The 16,680-nt window shown below is 70.0% G+C and carries 17 protein-coding genes; 10 read left to right on the top strand and 7 right to left on the bottom strand.

All coding sequences use genetic code 11. From position 1 onward, the window contains the following. Positions 1 to 47: 47 nt before the first annotated feature. Positions 48 to 749, top strand: coding sequence for a sulfate/molybdate ABC transporter ATP-binding protein (locus HWX00_RS10070; protein WP_175028185.1), 702 nt, complete (start codon positions 48 to 50; stop codon positions 747 to 749). A gap of 166 nt (positions 750 to 915) precedes the next feature. Here the strand turns inward: HWX00_RS10070 and HWX00_RS10065 are convergent, their stop codons facing one another. The 3 genes from HWX00_RS10065 to HWX00_RS10055 all read right to left on the bottom strand — a co-directional run bounded on the left by HWX00_RS10065 (position 916) and on the right by HWX00_RS10055 (position 3,942). Then, positions 916 to 1,752 (bottom strand): TOBE domain-containing protein, encoded by an 837-nt coding sequence (locus HWX00_RS10065; RefSeq protein WP_175028186.1) that lies wholly within the window; start codon positions 1,750 to 1,752, stop codon positions 916 to 918. A 34-nt stretch (positions 1,753 to 1,786) separates the two neighbouring features. Beyond that, positions 1,787 to 3,433, bottom strand: coding sequence for a CHAD domain-containing protein (locus HWX00_RS10060; RefSeq protein ID WP_175028187.1), 1,647 nt, complete (start codon positions 3,431 to 3,433; stop codon positions 1,787 to 1,789). A gap of 125 nt (positions 3,434 to 3,558) precedes the next feature. Further along, entirely contained in the window at positions 3,559 to 3,942 is a 384-nt protein-coding gene (locus tag HWX00_RS10055) for a tautomerase family protein (protein WP_034185719.1), read from the bottom strand. A 116-nt stretch (positions 3,943 to 4,058) separates the two neighbouring features. Between HWX00_RS10055 and HWX00_RS10050 the strand changes: the two genes are divergently transcribed. The 5 genes from HWX00_RS10050 to HWX00_RS10030 all read left to right on the top strand — a co-directional run bounded on the left by HWX00_RS10050 (position 4,059) and on the right by HWX00_RS10030 (position 8,767). Beyond that, a complete protein-coding gene (locus HWX00_RS10050; protein WP_175868104.1) occupies positions 4,059 to 4,916 on the top strand; it encodes a LysR family transcriptional regulator in 858 nt (285 codons plus the stop codon). Positions 4,917 to 4,957: 41 nt separating this feature from the next. Further along, complete coding sequence (locus HWX00_RS10045; RefSeq protein ID WP_175028384.1) at positions 4,958 to 5,881, top strand: DMT family transporter; 924 nt, start codon at positions 4,958 to 4,960, stop codon at positions 5,879 to 5,881. A 67-nt stretch (positions 5,882 to 5,948) separates the two neighbouring features. Beyond that, complete coding sequence (locus tag HWX00_RS10040) at positions 5,949 to 6,731, top strand: sensor histidine kinase (RefSeq protein ID WP_175028383.1); 783 nt, start codon at positions 5,949 to 5,951, stop codon at positions 6,729 to 6,731. Between the two features lie 76 nt (positions 6,732 to 6,807). Then, on the top strand, positions 6,808 to 8,151 hold the full coding sequence (locus tag HWX00_RS10035; protein ID WP_034185715.1) for a hemolysin family protein: 1,344 nt from the start codon (positions 6,808 to 6,810) through the stop codon (positions 8,149 to 8,151). 22 nt (positions 8,152 to 8,173) lie between these two features. Next, positions 8,174 to 8,767: a thiamine phosphate synthase gene (locus HWX00_RS10030; protein WP_069705104.1), complete on the top strand. Its 594-nt coding sequence runs from the start codon at positions 8,174 to 8,176 to the stop codon at positions 8,765 to 8,767. Positions 8,768 to 8,837: 70 nt separating this feature from the next. Here the strand turns inward: HWX00_RS10030 and HWX00_RS10025 are convergent, their stop codons facing one another. Next, positions 8,838 to 10,490: a DUF3459 domain-containing protein gene (locus HWX00_RS10025; RefSeq protein ID WP_175028386.1), complete on the bottom strand. Its 1,653-nt coding sequence runs from the start codon at positions 10,488 to 10,490 to the stop codon at positions 8,838 to 8,840. Positions 10,491 to 10,797: 307 nt separating this feature from the next. Between HWX00_RS10025 and HWX00_RS10020 the strand changes: the two genes are divergently transcribed. Then, complete coding sequence (locus HWX00_RS10020; protein WP_175028382.1) at positions 10,798 to 11,505, top strand: class I SAM-dependent methyltransferase; 708 nt, start codon at positions 10,798 to 10,800, stop codon at positions 11,503 to 11,505. 85 nt (positions 11,506 to 11,590) lie between these two features. Beyond that, positions 11,591 to 12,259, top strand: a complete 669-nt coding sequence (locus tag HWX00_RS10015) for a glutathione S-transferase (protein WP_049033432.1) — start codon at positions 11,591 to 11,593, stop codon at positions 12,257 to 12,259. A 6-nt stretch (positions 12,260 to 12,265) separates the two neighbouring features. Here the strand turns inward: HWX00_RS10015 and HWX00_RS10010 are convergent, their stop codons facing one another. Beyond that, positions 12,266 to 12,919 (bottom strand): DUF1345 domain-containing protein, encoded by a 654-nt coding sequence (locus HWX00_RS10010; protein WP_034185712.1) that lies wholly within the window; start codon positions 12,917 to 12,919, stop codon positions 12,266 to 12,268. Positions 12,920 to 13,056: 137 nt separating this feature from the next. Here HWX00_RS10010 and HWX00_RS10005 point away from each other — a divergent pair, with 137 nt between their 5' ends. Further along, positions 13,057 to 13,788 (top strand): metallophosphoesterase, encoded by a 732-nt coding sequence (locus tag HWX00_RS10005; RefSeq protein WP_124668815.1) that lies wholly within the window; start codon positions 13,057 to 13,059, stop codon positions 13,786 to 13,788. A gap of 61 nt (positions 13,789 to 13,849) precedes the next feature. On the opposite strand, the gene HWX00_RS10000 is transcribed toward HWX00_RS10005, so the two are convergent. Both HWX00_RS10000 and HWX00_RS09995 read right to left on the bottom strand, forming a co-directional pair. After that, positions 13,850 to 14,545, bottom strand: coding sequence for an RES family NAD+ phosphorylase (locus HWX00_RS10000; RefSeq protein ID WP_080287698.1), 696 nt, complete (start codon positions 14,543 to 14,545; stop codon positions 13,850 to 13,852). A gap of 2 nt (positions 14,546 to 14,547) precedes the next feature. After that, the gene (locus HWX00_RS09995) at positions 14,548 to 14,967 is read right to left on the bottom strand and encodes an MbcA/ParS/Xre antitoxin family protein (RefSeq protein ID WP_049032081.1); all 420 of its coding nucleotides are present in this window, start codon (positions 14,965 to 14,967) and stop codon (positions 14,548 to 14,550) included. A 234-nt stretch (positions 14,968 to 15,201) separates the two neighbouring features. Here HWX00_RS09995 and HWX00_RS09990 point away from each other — a divergent pair, with 234 nt between their 5' ends. Further along, positions 15,202 to 15,984, top strand: coding sequence for an ABC transporter substrate-binding protein (locus HWX00_RS09990; protein ID WP_034185708.1), 783 nt, complete (start codon positions 15,202 to 15,204; stop codon positions 15,982 to 15,984). Positions 15,985 to 16,680: the final 696 nt, after the last annotated feature.

Genomic DNA, 16,680 nt, shown 5'->3' with positions numbered 1-16,680 from the left:
CGCCGTCCGTCTCGCTCCGCGGCCCGATCGTTGCGGCGGAGGGCCGCATGAGCCTCATCGTCGACATCCGCAAGACCTACGCAAACGCCGAGCGCCGCTTCACGCTCGACGTGTCGTTCACCGCGACGACGCAGCGCGTCGTGCTGTTCGGGCCGTCCGGCGCGGGCAAGAGCATGACGCTGCAGGCGATCGCCGGACTGCTGTCGCCCGACGAAGGTGCGATCACGCTGAACGGCGAGGCGCTGTTCGACGCCGCGCGCCGCATCGACGTGCCGACCCGCGACCGCCGCGTCGCCTACCTGTTCCAGGACTACGCGCTGTTTCCGCATCTGAACGTGCGCCAGAACATCGCGTTCGGGCTCACGTCGGGGCTGCGCAATCCGCGCGCGAAGACGGTGCCGCCCGAGGTCGCGTACTGGCTGCGCGCGTTCGACCTGGAAACGCTCGCGGGGCAGTATCCGTCGCAGTTGTCGGGCGGGCAGAAGCAGCGCGTCGCGCTGGCGCGCGCGCTGGTCGCGCAGCCGCGGATCCTGCTGCTCGACGAGCCGTTCGCGGCGCTCGACGGCGCGATGCGCCAGCGCATGCGCCACGAGCTCGCCGAGCTGCAGGCGCGGCTCGATATCCCGATGGTGCTGATCTCGCACGACCCCGACGACGTCGCCGCATTCGGCGACCAGGTCGTGCAGTTGAGCGAAGGACGCGTGCAGGCGGCCCCGCCGCACGCCGGGTGGCCGACGCGCGTCAGCTGAGCGCGCGAGGCCGTGGTCGCGGCACGCGGGTGGGCGCCTGAGAGAAACTCGCGGCGCGGCACCGGCTGAAAACGGAAACGAAGTCGGTGCCGTGCACGTGCCGTGCGACGCCGGCTTCGCCCCGTCCGTCGCGCGATCTTCGACGCGCGCCGCCCGAGCCGCTGCGTCAGCCCGTCACCGCGAGAATCACGCTCGACGCCTTGAACAGCGCGATCGCCGGCCGGCCCGCGTCGAGTTGCAGCGCCGCGACGCTGTCGTGGGTGACAACCGCCGTCAGCGTCCCGCCACCGTCGAGCGCCAGCGTCACCTCGCTGTTCACCGCACCCGCCACGACGGCTTCCACGCGGCCCCTCAGCTGGTTGCGCGCGGACACCTTCAGGTCGGGCCCGCCATCGTCCACCGCCAGCACGACCCACGACGCCTTCACCAGTGCGCAGGCCTCCGCGCCTTCGCGCAGGCCGAGCGCCTCGGCGCTTTCGTGCGTGAGCACCGCAACGACCGGCTGCCCGCCGGGCAGCGTCAGCGTCACCTCGTCGTTGACCGTGCCGCGCACGATCGACGCAACCTTGCCGAACAACTGGTTGCGCGCGCTGGTCTTCATCCCGATCCGGCCGATCAGCGCCCAGTCGACGTCGAAACCGGCGACGGCCGCGCTCGCGGCCTCGATGAAGCGGCGATGCTCGCGCTCGATCGTGCGGAACGCGGCGATCAGCGACGTCGCGCGCGGCGTCAGCGTCGTGCCGCCGCCGCCCTTGCCGCCCGTCGAACGCGCGACGAGCGGTTCGCCGGCAAGATTGTTCATTGTGTCGACCGCATCCCACGCGGCCTTGTAGCTAAGGCCGACGGCCTTCGCCGCGCGCGTGATCGAACCGGTATCGCCGATCGCCGCGAGCAGCGCGATGCGCGTCGCGCCGCCGAGCGTCTGCTCGCCGGCGCGCAGCCACAGCTCGCCGCCCAGTTCGAGCGGTTCGGCGGACGGGGAAGCGTGCGGTGCGTCGGTCATCGGGCGGCGTACGGGAAACGGGCGGTCATTATAGTCAGCGCGCCGCTCGGCCCGGCTTGCCGTCGAGCTTCGGCGGCCGCAGGCCGGCCAGCAGCGCCTCGGCGTCGCGCGCCGCGCGCTGTTCGAGCGCCGCGCCGTAGCCGCGCACGAAACCGAGCTGGTACGGCGGCGCGGACAACTGCTCGAGGTGATGCAGCGCGACCATCGCGTCGTTCGCTTCGCCGAGCACGCCCTGCACGCGCGTGAGTGTCTTGACCGTCTCGCTGCGCGTGCGGCGCGACGCCAGCGACGCGAAGAATTCGAGCGCATAGCGCAGCCGCTTCGCATCGATCCGCACCTGGTGGCGCGCGGCCGTATCGAGCGACGTGAGCGACGGCGACGCATAGAGATGGCCGAACAGCCGGCGCACGCGCTTGGCCGCATGCCGCCGCAGCGGCGGCGCGTCGCCGCCCTCGGCTGCCGGCAGCGCGAGCGTGCTCAGCCATTCGAGCCAGCCGAGCGTCAGCCGCGCGTAGCGGGCCGAATGCAACGCCTGACGCAGCTCGACACGCGCGGTCGTCGACTGCGCGCGTGCCGCGTCGAGCGTGCCGTCCCAGTCGCCGTCGCCGCCGTCGGCCGCGATCAGCGCGGGCAGGCTTTCGGTCGAAAACACGTCCCAGTCGCGCACCGTGCCGAGCAGCCCGGCGAGCCAGCGCAGGTCGACGCCGAGCGTGTCGCGCCACTGGCGGTCGGCAAAACGCGGGAAGAAGCGCATCAGCGTGCGCAGACGGCGCAGCGCGACGCGCATCTGGTGGACGAATTCGGGATCGTCGCGCTCGAGCACGCCGCCCTCGTTGCCGAGCCACTGCGCGGTGATGTCGCCGGACAGCGCGAACAGCGCGGCGCGTTGCGTGCGGATGCCGGTCAGGTCGACCGGTTGCGCCTTGACCAGCCCGCCGGCCACCGGGCCGCCCGCGCAGGCGCGGTCGATCACGCTCGTCAGTTGCACGAAGGCGGGCCACGCGCCGCTCAGCTCGCGCGCCGCGGCAAACAGCGCGTGCAGCGCGGCCGTGCGCGCGGCGACGGTTTCCCAGTCGGGTGCGGCAAGACGCAACTCAACGTAGCGGCGCGGCGGCTCGCCGCCGCCGGACAGCGTGATGTCGTCGAGCGTCATCTCGACCACGACGCCGCTGTCGTCGGCCCACCGCCCGCGTCGCCGTTCGCTGACGAGGCGCAGCGCCGGCGCATCGGGCTGCTCGCCCGCCGCCGGGGGCGCGGCGGCGTCAGGCGCGACGCCGTCGACTTCGTCCGTCGGTGCATCGGCATCGGCGGCGACCGTCGCCACGGGTACGGGCAGCGGCATCGCGACGACGATGCCCGCATGTTCCGCGTCGAACAGTTCGCGCTCGGTGACACCGGGCGCGAACGCCTTCGTGCGCGACGCGACGACACGCCTGCCGTGCGCGTTCGATTCGACCCAGGTCCACCAGCTTGCGCCGGGGCTCGCCTCGGCCTCCTCGATCTGGCACGGCTCGATCGTCACGCGTTCATGACCCCGCCGCATCCGCACCTGCGGGCAGATCCGCCACGCGCGCACGAGCTCGGCGCCGAAGTCGCGCTGCGTGCCGCGGGCGCGACCCGCGGGCTTGACCGGCCACCCTTCCAGCGACAGCGACAACACGATTTCCAGCACACGCGACATGAAGGCTCCTGCACAAGAAGAATCGCCGGCGCATCGACCCCGCCGGCGTCGCCCGTGAAGCAGCTTCCATAGTACACGCCGTCAAATCGTGCCGGCGGCGATCTGGCCCTGTCGCCTGTCGGATATCAAACGGCGTATTGCGCGAGGCCGTTGCCGAACGACCAGTCCTCCTTCAGCACCTCGACGAGACTGATGAAAACGTCCTGCTGGCGCACGCCGGGCTGCTGCGAGAGGTTCTCCGCGATCGTCCGGTACAGCGCCCGCTTCTGCTCGAGGGTGCGCGTGTTGTTCGCGGTGATCTGGATCATCACGAGATCGTCGCTGCGCTCGATGTCGAGGTAATGGCGGCCGTACACGAAGTTCTCGGCCGCATGCTCGGTCACGACCATGAAGATGTCGTCCTCGGGCACGTTGAAGGTCTGCATCAGCGCGCGATGCACGCCGTCGACGAGCGCCGCGCGGTAGGCGGCCGGTTTGCCTTCGCGTACGGCGATACGGGTGAATGGCATGGTCCTGCTCCTGTCGGTGAAGTTGACGTGGAAGAAACGGAAACACGACATCAGGTTAGGTGCGCCGAACTATAATGAACAGTCATTGACGGATATTTCATTCATTTACACTTGAAATGAAAGTACTCGATCTCGATGCGGTCCGTGCATTCGTGCTGGTCGCCGATCTCGCCAGCTTCACGCGCGCCGCCGATGCGCTCGGCACCACGCAATCGGCCGTCAGCCTGAAGCTGAAGCGCCTGGAGGCCCACCTCGGCAAGCCGCTGCTCGCGCGCACGCCGCGCGTCGTCAAGCTGGCGGCCGACGGCGAGAACTTCCTGCCGGCCGCCCGCGCGCTGCTCGACGCGCACGAGCACGCGCTCGGCGCGATTTCGGCCGGTACGTATCGCCTGTCGCTCGGCGTCAGCGAGCACGTCGCGGTGCCCGACCTGCCGGCGGTGCTCACGAGCCTGCACCGGCAGGACCCCGGGCTGTCGCTGGAAATGCATCTCGGGACGTCGACGAACCTGCTCGCGCAATACGACGAACGCCGGCTCGACGCGGCGATCGTGCGGCACGAGCCGGGCGAGGATCCGCCGCGCGAAGACGGCACGCTGCTGTTCACCGAACCGCTGGCCTGGCTCGCCGCACCGGACTGGGCACCGCGCGCGGGCGAGCCGCTGCCGCTCGCGGTGCTGGCCGGCCCGTGCGGCGTGCGGGCCGCCGCGCTGCGCGCGCTCGACCGTGCGGCGCGGCCGTGGCGCGAACGCTTCATCGGCGGCGGCGTCGCGGCGGTCACGGCGGCGGCCGCGGCCGGGCTCGCCGTCTGCCCGCTCGCGCGGCGCGTCGCACCGCGCACGCTGGTCGACGTCGGCGCGAAATTCGGGCTGCCGCCGCTGCCGCAATCGCAGGTCGTGCTGTATTCGCGCGTACGCGACGCCCGGGCCGCGGCCGCGCTGCACCGGTTCGCCGACAGCCTTGCAATCTCGGCGTAAACTAGCGGGTTTCGCCGTCCGCAATCTCCAGAAGAATTCCGATGAAGCCCGAAGCCCGCCAGCACCTCCGCGCCAACCTGCTGATGCTCGCCGCCGCCGCGATCTGGGGCTCGGCTTTCGTCGCGCAGCGGCTGAGCCTCGACGTGATCGGGCCGTTCCTGTTCACCGGGCTGCGCTTCCTGCTCGGCGCGCTGGTGCTGGTGCCGCTGCTGATGCTCAACGCGGCGTCGCGCGCGCAGTGCGCGGCGATCCGCCGCGAACCGGCGTTGCTGCTGCCGGGCGTCGTGCTCGGCGGGCTGCTGGCGGTATCGATCTCGCTGCAGCAATTCGGCCTGCAATACACGCGAATCGCCAACGCCGGCTTCATCAGCTCGCTGTACGTCGTGATCGTGCCGCTGATGGGCGTGTTCGCGCGCCACCGGATCGGCGCGGGCACGTGGTTCGGCGCGCTGCTCGCGGCGATCGGCCTGTATTTCCTCAGCATCGACGAGCATTTCTCGGTGCTCTACGGCGACTGGTTCCAGCTCGCGGGCGCCGTCATCATCGCCGCGCACGTGATGGCCGTCGGCCATCTCGCGAAACGGCACGATCCGCTCGTGCTCGCGTTCCTGCAGTTCCTCGTGTGCGGCATCGCGTGCCTCGCGGTCGGCGTCGCCGTCGAGCCGGTCAGCGTCGCGATGCTGCGCGGCGCGCTGCCGACGCTGCTGTACGGCGGGCTGCTGTCGGTCGGCGTCGGTTATACGCTGCAGGTCGTCGCGCAGCGCGACGCGGCGCCCGCGCACGCGGCCGTGATCTTCAGCATGGAAGGCGTGTTCGCGGCGCTCGCCGGCTGGGCCGCGCTCGGCGAAACGCTGACGCTGCGCGCGCTCGTCGGCTGCGCGCTGATGCTGGCCGGCCTGCTCGCCTGCCAGTTGCTGCCGAACGGCGACGCCCGGAAAAAGGACGAGAACGCGCTGCCGGCGTGACACGCACCGTCCCTATAATGGCGATTCGCGTGACTTCCACGCCAACCGTTTCCGACAGGCCAGCTCCGTGACGTCCACTTCCGTCGATCCCGCCGCCGACCTGCTGCGCGAACGCGCAGCGCATTACGCCGCCCAGGCGGCGCTGTTCCTGCGCGATCAGGCGCTCTCCACCGCGTCGCATGACCTGCGCAGCCCGCTCAACGCGATGCACAGCTGGGCGTACGTGCTCGAGCGCCAGCTCGCCAATGCCGATCCGAACCTGCAGCGCGCGCTCGCGGGCATCCGCACAGGCATCGACCAGCAGGTTGCGCTGATCGACGACGTGCTCGACGCGCCGCGCGCGGAAACCCGCACGCTCGCCCTCGAGCCGCGGCCGTTCGCGCTGCGCGCGCTGCTCGACGACACGCTCGCGCTCGTGCGCGCGGCGCTCGCCGACGCGCGGCAGGTCGCGCTCGACGCGACGCTGCCGGACGACGGCGCGCCGTCGCTGTCCGCCGACCGCGAGCGCATCGCGCAGGCGCTGTGGACGATGCTGACGACCGCCGTCGAAGCCAGCGCCGCCGGCTCACGCGTGATGTTCGAATGCGCGCGCGACGGCGCCCGGTTCACCGCGCGCGCCGCCTGCACCGTGAATGCCGCCGCCCTCGCCGATCCCGCGCAACCGCACGCGTTCGAGGCGTTCGCCCGGCGCGAGATGCTGCGCGAGCGCGACGCGAAGCGGGTCGCATGGACCCTCGCGCTGTGCCAGCGCGTCGCGCTCGCGCACGGCGGCACGTTCTCGCATACCGCGTTCGCCGACGGTGCGGCGGCCACCCTCACCTTCTCCGTCCCCTGCGAGGCGCCGGTGTAAGTATTCGGCCGTCCAGTACATTACAAATTCCTTTCCGGCTCTATACTGATGGGCCTGTCATAACCGGAGCGATTCTTTGTTACAGATCTTCGCGCTCATCGGCGCGTTGTTCCTGGTGGCCCTCAACGGGTTCTTCGTCGCGGCTGAATTCGGCCTCGTCAAACTGCGCGCCACGCGCGTCAAGACACTGGCCCGCAAGCACGGCCTGCGCGGGCGCATCCTCGGCATCGTGCACGGCCGCCTCGACGCGTACCTCTCCGCGTGCCAGCTCGGCATCACGCTCGCGTCGCTCGGCCTCGGCTGGGTCGGCGAACCGGCGTTCGCGCAACTGCTCGCCCCGGTGCTCGACCTGATCGGCGTGCAGTCCGAACGCGTCGTGCACCTGATCTCGCTGATATTCGCGTTCTCGCTGATCTCGTTCCTGCATATCGTCGTCGGCGAGCTTGCGCCGAAATCGATGGCGATCCGCCAGTCCGAGAAGGTCGGCCTGTGGGTCGCGCTGCCGCTGTATGCGTTCTACTGGGCGATGTATCCGGCGATCTGGGTGCTCAACTCCAGCGCCAACGCGGTGCTGCGGCTCGCCGGGCTGTCGGCCGACCACGGCAGCGACGCGCACTACTCGACCGACGAGCTGAAGCTGATCCTGCGCAGCCGCCGCAGCACGGCCGGCAATGCCGCCCAACCGGCGCGCGGCACGTACAGCGACGACGAGTGGAACACGCTCGCGCATTCGCTCGATTTCTCGTCGATGACCGTGTCGGACCTGATGCGGCCGGCCCATGAAATGATCGGCCTGCGGCGCGACCTGCCGTTGCCCGACAACATGGAGATCGTCGCGCGGCACCGCTTCAGCCGCTATCCGCTGTTCGAGGATGCGTCGCGCGAACAGGTGAGCGGGCTGATCCACCTGAAGGACCTGCTGCTCGCGCGTCATGCCGGCGCCGCGCTCGAAGACCTGTCCGACTACGTGCGCCCCGTGCAGTACGTGCGGCCCGACACGCCGGCGCTCGACCTGTTCCGCCGCTTCCGCAAGGGCGCGCCGCACTTCGCGCTGGTCGGCAACAAGGGCGAGAAGCCGATCGGCTTCCTGACGCTCGACAACCTGCTCGGCGCGCTGGTCGGCCAGATCCACGACGAGTTCCGCCAGGGCGATGCCGACTGGAGCCGCCTCGACGACGGCACGCTGATGGGCAAGGGCAGCCTGCCCGTCGTGTCGCTCGAGCAGGCGCTCGGCATCGATATCGACGAAGGCCGCGCGGAATCGGTCGGCGGCCTCGTGATCCAGGCGTTGAGCGACCTGCCGACCGAAGGGCAACGCGTGTCGTTCGACCGCTTCGACGTGGTCGTGAAGAAGATGAACGGGCCGCGCATCGTGCTCGTGCGCGTCTATCCGAAGGTCGCGAAAGAGGCCGACGAATGACGGCCCTACAGTGCCGCACGCGATGAACGGCACGGCCGCGCCGCTGCCGCGCTGCTGCGTGATCACGCCGGAACCGGCGTCCGCGTCGGCGGCCGATTGCGCGGCGTTCCTCGACCGGCTGTCGGCCGTGCTCGCGCGCGGCGAAACGCTCGTGCAACTGCGCGTGAAGTCGCTCGATGCGGCCGCGTTCGCGCCACTCGCCGCCGCGGCGCTCGCGCGCTGCGACGCGGCCGGCGCGCAGCTGATGCTCAACGGGCCGATCGATGCAGCCGGCGTGATGCGGCTCGACGGCGCCGGCTGGCATCTCGACGGCACCGCGTTGCGCGCCGCCGCGCAGCGTCCGTTGCCGGCCGAGCGGCGGGTGTCCGCCGCCTGTCACACGCTCGACGATCTGCTGCTGGCCGCCCGCATCGGCGCGGATTTCGTCACGCTGTCGCCGGTGTTGCCGACGCTCAGCCACCCCGGCGCGGCAACGCTCGGCTGGGCGCGGTTCGATGCGCTGGCCGCGCAGGCCACGATGCCCGTTTTCGCGCTCGGCGGGATGACGCGCGCGCATCTCGACGACGCGCGCCGCCACGGCGCCTACGGCATCGCGGGCATTCGCGGGTTCTGGTAAGTCCGGGATCGCCCGCCGCGCAGCCGGGTGCGCATGCGCCCGGCCTTCCAACCCTCACGCCGTCATCCGCTCATGCGTTCAGGTTCGGACGCATGCCGCGCCACGAACCGTCGTCGATACGCCGCGCGTCGTGCGTCAGCGCATAGTGGTTGACGTCGCCCGTGAGCCACGCAACGAGCGAATATGGCGGCAATTCCCCTTCATCGACGCGGTCGCGCGCACGTGCCGGCGTCTCGAACACGACGCGCCCTCGCGGCGCGTGGAACCGCACCGCGTCGGGCGACAGGTTCAATGCGATCGTCAGCGTCTCGTCGTCGGCGAGCCGCCACGACGCGAGCAGCGCGTCGGCATCGCCGTCGCCGTCCGCCTTCAGCGCATGCGCATCCTGCGGCCGGCAATCGGACAACCGCGGCGCGATCAGCTTCGCGCGCACCGCGAGCGCCGACTGCACGACATGCGCACGATCGGCGTCGCGCGCGGTTTCATCGAAGATCAGCGGAATCTGCGGCGTGAGCAGCGACAGCGCGAGCGCCGCGAGGCCGGACGCCTGCGCGGGGTCGCCCGGGCCGCCGTCGCGCCACGCCCCATCGGACAGCACGAGCGACGTCAGCGCCAGCCCGCTGTCGGCCGCGATGCCCTCTCCCGACGCGGCCGGCTGGAACGCCGCGCCGGCCGCGGTCAGCGCACGCGCGAGCGTGTGGATCGACTGGCGCGCGGAAATGCCTTCGTGGGCCGACGTATCGCGCCCCGTCAGACGGTGCAGCGCGCGTTCGCCGCAGCCGTTCCACTGCGCATCGAAATGGGTATCGGCGAGGTGCGCGGGATGCCGCTCGCTGCCGAGCACGAGATGGATGAGCCGGTCGGCCGGCACGGCCGCGCGCACGCGGTCCGCGATCTCGCGCAGCCACGACACGCCGATCCGGTCGGCCTCGCGCAGGCGCAGCCCGTCGCAACGGTATTCGTCGATCCAGTACAGCGCGTTGTCGCAGAAGAAATCGCAGACTTCCGGATGATCGAGCGCCAGCGGCGCGGCCTGCAGCGGATCGTCGCGCGTATGGAAGAACGGCGCAGCGTAGTGGCGCAGCGCATCGGTGCCGCTGCCGAAGCGCGCGTAGTCGAGTTCCAGCAGCACCGCGAGCCCGTAGCCGTGCGCGTCGTCGATCAGCGCCTTCAGCGCGTCGGGGCCGCCTTCGGCCGCGAGCGGCGCGAACGGCAGGCTGTCGTGCGGCGACGCGAGCAGCTCCAGCGCGGTCACGCCGAGCCGCGCGAGCCGCGGCAGGCGGCGGCGCACGCCGTCGAAACCGCCCACCGCATGCGGCCGGATCGCGTAGAGCGCGATGTCTTCCCATGCACGCCCGCGCCAGAACGTGTTGCGCCACGTGAACGCGCGCGGATCGACGACCTCGCTCGGGCCGTTGAGCCCGTCGGGTTGCGAGCGCGACGCGGGATCGGGAATCGACACGGCATCGTCGAGGCGATAGCGGTAACGCGTACCCGCACCGCAGTCGGCGAAGACCTCGAACCAGTGCGGGCCGGCGGCCGCCATCGGCACGAGCGTCGGGTCGGAGCCGGAATCGAGTTCGAGTTGAACCTGCGTACTGCCCGGCGCCCACACGCGGAAATGCGTGCGCGGTGTCGCGCAGAGCGCGCCACAGGGCTGGGCGCCAAACGGCAAGCAATGAATGTAGTGCTGCGCGTACGGATCGTGCGGACAATCGGACATCATGCGCTCCTCGTGCGTGCCGAGCGGCATGGCCGCGCCCGTGGCGCGGCGCATCGGGGCCCGGCATGCGACGGCCAGGCGGGGGGAGAGCACCGAGTATGCGCCGGATTCGCCATCGCGATATACGCTGATCGGACATTTTTAAATGCGAATCGACCCCGCGAAAACGGGCTGGCGGGCCTGGGCCCGCAAGCCGGGTAGTCGGCATACCGGAATGTCTGCCCGCCTTGTTGCGCGGGCCGCGCGCCCCTACGCTCCATGTCATGCTCGCGGACCCGTCGTCCGCCCTCGACCCCAGGAGCCCGCCATGTCGCTTCCCGCCAGTGCCGCGAAATTCGATCCCTCGCGCGCGCAGGACTATGCCGCGCAATCGCGCATCGCGCTCGCCGGCTACGATGCGTGTCACGAACTCACCGCCTGCATGCTCGCGTCGACGATCGGGGCGACCGATGCGCGGATCCTCGTCGCGGGCGCGGGCGGCACGGGCCAGGAAATCTGCGTGGCGGCCGCGCTCGAACCGGGCTGGCAATTCACGGCCGTCGACCCGTCCGCGCCGATGCTGGCGCTTGCGCGTTCGAACGTCGAGGCCGCGGGCTTCGGGTCGCGCACGGCATTCGTCGAGGACGGCGTCGATGCACTGCCCGATGCCCCCGCATTCGACGGCGCGACGCTGATCGGCGTGCTGCATCACGTGCCGGGGGACGCGGCGAAGGCCGCGTTGCTGCACGCGATCGCGCGGCGCCTGAAACCCGGCGCGCCGCTCGTGCTCGCCGGCAACCATCGCCGCTACGCGGACCACCCTCGCCTGCTCGACGCGTGGCAGCAGCGCTGGCGCATGAAGGGCGCCACGCCAGACGCCGTGCGCGCGCAACTCGCGAAGATCCTGCAGGGCGCCGATCCGCCCGCCACCGAGGACGCCGTGTTCGACCTGCTGCGCGATGCGGGCTTCGATGCGCCGCTGCGCTTTTTCGCGAGCCTGTTCTGGGGCGCGTGGGTCGCGGTGCGGCGCGCATAGCGGTTCGGCACGGCGTGCGACCGGATGCGCGTGCGTGCCGCGCGCGCTGGGTATGATGTCGGTTCCGTCCCCTTCCGGCCTCGACATGCTCACCGTCCATCACCTGAACAACTCGCGCTCGCAGCGCGTGCTCTGGCTGCTCGAAGAACTGGATGTACCGTACGAGATCGTGCGCTACGCGCGCGATCCGAAAACGATGCTCGCGCCGCCCGAGCTGCGCGCGATCCATCCGCTCGGCAAGTCGCCGGTCGTCACCGACGACGGCCGCACGTTCGCCGAATCGGGTGCGATCATCGAGTACCTCGCCGAACGCTACGGCAACGGGCGTCTCGCGCCGCCGCCCGGCACGCCCGAGCGGCACGACTACACGTACTGGCTGCACTACGCGGAAGGGTCGGCGATGCCGCCGCTGCTGCTCAAGCTCGTCGCCTTGCGGATCGCCCAGGCACCGATGCCGTTCTTCGCGCGGCCGATCGCACGCAAGATCGCCGACACGCTGCAGTCGGGCTTCGTCGATCCGCAGATCGCGCTGCATCTCGGCCATGTCGACGGCGCGCTGCAACGCACCGGCTGGTTCGTCGGCGACAGCTTCAGCGCGGCCGACATCCAGATGAGCTTCCCGCTCGAAGCCGCGACCGCACGCGGCGGCGGCAACCGGTATCCCGCGATCGCGCGCTTCCTCGACGCGATCCACGCACGGCCGGCGTACCAGCGGGCGCTGGAGCGCGGCGGCCCGTACGACCTGCTCAAGTAAGCGGCGTCAGCTCAGCAGGCCGGCCGCGACGTTGATCGACAGCCCGAGCACGGCCATGTTGAAGTAGAACGACAGGATCGACTGCGCGAGCACCGAGCGCCGCGCGGAACGGTTCGCGAGCGACACGTCGGCCGTTTGCGACGCGACCGCGATCGTGAACGCGAAATACAGGAAATCCCAGTAATCGGGCTCGGGGTTGCGGTCCGGAAAGCGCAGCGCGCGATCGTTGCCCGGCGAACCGTAATAGAGCCGCGCGTAGTGCAGCGTGAAGATCGTCGGAATCAGGAACCACGCGCCGAACAGCGTCGCAGCCGTGATCGCGTAGTGACTGAGCCCCGCGCTGAAGCCCACGCTCTTGGCCGTGGCGAGTTCGATCGCGATCGCGGCGACGCTCGCGACGGTCGCGGAGCACACGACGGTCAGCACGGTCGTCGCGTTTTCGTCTTCGCGGATCGCAACTTCGCGCACCTTGTGATGGTGCGCGGTGACCATGCGCACCCACATCAGCACGAGATACAGCCAGATCGCGCAATCCCAGCCGATCAGCGCACGCACGGCCGGGCGCAGCGCAAACGGCAGCAGCACCGCGCACAGCACGCCTGCGACGAATGCCGCGACCATGCGCGGCCGGTTGCGTAATACCTGCGGATAAAGCGTCATCGTGTGATTCCGAAAGCGGATGGAAAGGATTCGAACGGCGCGCGGGACGGCCCGTTGCGCCTCGGGCGGGTGCCGTGCCCCGATTATCGCCATTCCCTCGTGACGTGGCGATGGGCAGGAGCGCCTAAGATGAGGGGATGACCGCCACCGCCCCCCTCTGCTGCCACCCCGCGAACGCCGCCGGCCGCGACTTCGTCGTCGGCGACCTGCACGGGTGCGTGGACGTGCTGCGCGCGCTGCTGCACGACATCCGCTTCGATCCGGCCCGCGACCGCCTGTTCTCGGTCGGCGACCTGGTCGATCGCGGCCCGGCCTCCGAAACCGCGCTCGACCTGCTCGACCGCCCGTGGTGCCACGTCGTGCGCGGCAACCACGAGGAAGTGCTGAGCCTCGTGTCGCGCGGCAAGCTGTCGCCCGATGCGTGGCGCGGAATCGGCGGCGACTGGGGCGCCGACCTGCCGCCGGAGCGGCTGCACGCGCATGCGGCGCGTGTCGACGCGCTGCCGCTGGTGCGCGTGATCGGCGACGGCCCCGGGCGCTTCAACGTGCTGCATGCGGAATTCTTCGGCTCGGACGCCGACCTCGATGCCGGCAGCTACTCGCACGACGTGCGCGAGCGGTTGATCTGGGGCCGCGATCTCGTCCAGGGGCTCGCCGATCCGGCGCGGCAGGCGGGGCTGTCGCTGACCTGCACCGGGCATACGCCCGTGCGTGCGCCGCAGCGGATCGGTGCGCAATGGTTCATCGACACGGGTGCGTTCGCGCCGTCCGGTCGGCTCACGCTCGCCGAGCCGCGTACCGGCAGCACGTGGTCGATGACGCAGGCCGAGGCGCGCGAGCGCCATGCGGGCGACTGGCCGTTGCCGTAATGCGTTCGCGCCTTCGTGCCTTCGTGCCTTCGTGCCGGAACGGCTCGCGAAGCGGCGAACGCTAGCCGACCTGGTTCAGCTCGAACACCGCGTCGACAACCGAGCCGTTCCAGTTGTATTCGAGATAGGCCGCGTGATGGCAATCGCGCAGCAGCGCGGTGCGAAACGCGGCCAGGCATTCGCCGCGCGGGTCGCGCACCGACGGATAGACGATCCCCGCACCGCCCGCGTTGCGCACCGCGCGGCCGAACGCCTGCCCCGCGCCGTAGTCGAGCGGATGCAGCAAGGCCGGATCGCGCTGCGGCCACGTGCGCACGTCGACCACGCTGCCTTGCGCGATCACCGTGTAGAGCCGCATCTGCTGGCGCATCGGCGGCTCCTTCGTCGCGGCCAGGAACAGCGCGCTGTGGTAGCGCGTTTCGGCGATCGCCGTATCGCGTGAACGGGTGCAGTAGAACACGCCGTAGCTGCCGTCGGAAAAGCGGCTGCCCTGCGGATTCAGGTGCGTGAAGGCGGCCATGATCGGCCCCCAGCCCAGCCCGTAGCGGCGCTCGGCGGGCGGCACGAGATCGAGTGCGCCGATTTCGTTGCGGATGCGGTCGTTGGTCAGCGATTCGAGCGCGTACAGCGCGTCGAAATCGTCCGCCGATGCCACGCGGTCGAACAGGTTGATCGCCGGGAAACGGGTGGGGATGACTCGGTAGGCAGGCACCCAGTCGACCGTGGTCGTGGGCCATTGTTGTGTCTCGATCGGCATCGTCACGCCCAGCCACCTCGCATCGCGTCGAGATATTGCCGGACGGCGACCAGATCGCCGACGTTGCCGGCGAGCATCCGGTCGAGTGCGCGCTTGCCGCCGAACGGCGCCGCGTCGTTGGGCCGCTTGACCCATGCGTCGGCCGCGGCGGGCTGCGGCAGCAGGATCTGCAGCGCCTTGTAGATGCCGAGCAGCAGCGACAGCCGCTCGAGCGTGTCGCGCGGCAGCCGCGCCGATTCCGGCGCGGCCTTCCACTTGAAGAACGTCGAACGGCCGGGCGATCCGAGCAGCACGATCTGCTCGTCGATCGTCAGTTCCCAGTCGCGCGCGATGTTGAAAAACGCACGCAGGCCGGCCGCCGACATCTGCGCGACCGAGGCCTGCGGCGGGGCGGAATGCGAATCGTAGGCGGGCTGTGACATGATCGTTAGTCTCGAAACGAATTTACTAACAAGATTAGTCCATTTTCGTATTTTTGCAAGGGTCGACACCCGTCGACCGGCGATGGTTTGAGACCAAACGATATTTTTTGTCCATTCTGGACTCTCATTTTATTTTCTGCGTTAATGGCCGTGCGGACACCGCGCCCGGACGCGGCCCGTATCCGTAAGAACCGTGTCGCACAGAACCCGGAAGCACCCGCCAAGGAACGCACCATGAAGAGACTGATTGCCGCTGTTTCGATCGCCCTGCTCGCGGTATCCGCAGGCCCCGCCGTCGCGAAGGACTGGACCACGATCCGCTTCGGCACCGACGCCAGCTATGCGCCGTTCGAGTCGAAGGCGCCCGACGGCAAGCTCGTCGGCTTCGACATCGACCTCGGCAACGAGATCTGCGCGCGCCTGAAGGCAAAGTGCGTGTGGCTCGAGAACGATTTCGACGGGATGATCCCGGCGCTGAAGGCGAAGAAGTTCGACGCGGTGCTGTCGTCGATGTCGATCACGCCGCAGCGCGCGGAGCAGATCGGCTTCACGACCAAGATCTACAACCAGCCGACGCGGCTCGTCGTGAAGAAGGGCTCGCCGCTGCTGCCGACGGCCGAATCGCTGAAGGGCAAGTCGATCGGCGTCGAGCAGGGCACGACGCAGGAGACGTATGCGAAGGCGTACTGGGGCAAGCAAGGCGCGAACGTCGTGTCGTACCAGAACCAGGACGGCGTGTACGCGGACCTGACGTCGGGCCGCCTCGACGCGGCGCTCCAGGATGAAGTGCAGGCCGCGATCGGGTTCCTGAAATCGCCGCGCGGCGCGAACTACACGTTCGTCGGGCCCGAACTCGTCGACGAGAAAGTGCTCGGCATCGGCGCCGGCATCGGGCTGCGCAAGGAAGACACCGACCTGAAGGCGAAGATCGATCGCGCGATCGCCGACATGGTCAAGGACGGCACCTACAAGCGGCTCGCGTCGAAGTACTTCGACTTCGACATCTACGGCGGCTGAAACGGCGTCGCGCGCGTACGGGTACCACTTCCCGTCGCGCGCGTCCGACCGCCCCTCCCCTTTAACCGGATGGCAACGGCACCGCGCGGCTCGCCGTTGCATCGAATGCTGCTCGTCTTGCGTCGTGTGCGCGGCGCGTCACCTCGCACATCGTTCGGATTGCAGATCGATTGACCAAGGAACGACCGGCCACGCGAACGGATGCGGTGCTGCGCGAATCAATAGGCGAAGATCGGGCGCCGCGGTATCGGCGCCCGTGCGCACATGCCCATGCGACTCGGGTTGGCGTGCAGGAAAGTACCGACCCGGCGCGGATGACCGGCAACCAGCCGGATCCGCCTCGCCCCGGGCGCGGAGAGATGGCCTGTCGACGCATGCCGGCCGGCTGCAAGTGCGACGTTCGACCGGCGATGCCCCGCATCACTGCGATCGCGGCCTGCCGGCCGCGGCGTGTGGCGATCGTTCATTTTTCTACCCCGTTTGCAGTGTGATGTTTATTCCGGCAACCGGACCCTGCCGGTGCCCCGACGATCGGCCGAAGACGTTCCGTGCCCGCCGGAACGCGGCTGCCGTGCCGCGCTCCGCCGCCGCATCCCCGCGGAGTGCGTCCGGGCCGCTGGAACCGGCCGGACCTCGCGTCGTCGACTGTCGCACGACACTCTTCGCAAGGAGCGGGCCAGCCGCGCGCGCGCCTGT

The sequence above is a fragment of the Burkholderia seminalis DSM 23518 genome (assembly GCF_902832885.1).
In the GTDB taxonomy this organism is placed as follows: domain Bacteria; phylum Pseudomonadota; class Gammaproteobacteria; order Burkholderiales; family Burkholderiaceae; genus Burkholderia; species Burkholderia seminalis.
The sequence above is the reverse complement of the archived record's forward strand: the minus strand, read 5'-3'. Positions and strand labels throughout refer to the sequence as shown.